This is a genomic window from Marivita cryptomonadis (assembly GCF_002115725.1).
In the GTDB taxonomy this organism is placed as follows: Bacteria; Pseudomonadota; Alphaproteobacteria; order Rhodobacterales; family Rhodobacteraceae; genus Marivita; species Marivita cryptomonadis.
Map to the genome: position 1 here is coordinate 1 of NZ_JFKD01000103.1, position 780 is coordinate 780.

Annotated in this window: 1 protein-coding gene; it reads right to left on the bottom strand. The window is 57.4% G+C overall.

All coding sequences use genetic code 11. The features are described from left to right. A partial coding sequence (locus tag MCRY_RS22500; protein ID WP_139834180.1) for a GTP-binding protein occupies positions 1-410 on the bottom strand: 410 nt, incomplete at its 3' end. Positions 411-780 lie beyond the last annotated feature (370 nt).

A 780-nucleotide genomic window follows, 5' to 3' on the forward strand; every position in this document is an offset into this window, starting at 1 on the left:
CTGACGATCGGCGTATCACGCAGGCGGCACACATCCATCAAGGCGATGGTACGTGGCTCGACGCCCTTACCGCCGTCGAGGACCATCAAGGCCGAGTCCACCGCGGTCAGGGTGCGGTAGGTGTCTTCGGAGAAGTCTTCGTGGCCCGGGGTGTCGAGCAGGTTGATCATGTGATCGCGATACGGAAACTGCATGACCGACGTGGTAATGGAAATACCCCGTTGTTTTTCCATTTCCATCCAGTCGGAGGTGGCATGGCGGTCAGATTTGCGGGATTTCACCGTGCCGGCCACTGCGATTGCCTTGCCCATCAGCAAGAGCTTCTCGGTGATGGTGGTTTTACCGGCATCGGGGTGGGAAATAATGGCGAAAGTGCGGCGTTTCGCGACTTCGGCGGCCTGGTGGGTCATGGGAAATCGCCTGGCAGGTGAGTCAAAAAAGGGCGGCGAGTATAGCGCAAACCCAGGCTGGCGGACCACCGTTCACCCCATTGGGGGTGGCTAAATACTGCCAAGTGTGGAACCTTTTAAAAGGTAGAGACGTCCACTCCCCTGCTACCGCACTCGGAACAGGGGCTGAAAAATCAGCAAGTTAGCCTGACGAGGCTGCGCTCATGGCTTGACCTCATGCCGCTTTTGCCGGCATTGGCAAGCTGCTTTTCGCGACCACATTCGAAGACAGCCAGGAATGGCATGCCACGAAGGAATGTGTTCGCCGACAGAAGAAAAAAGGAGTCCGCCTGTGGCTATTCGCTATGGCAAAGGGCTGATAGGAGGAGCG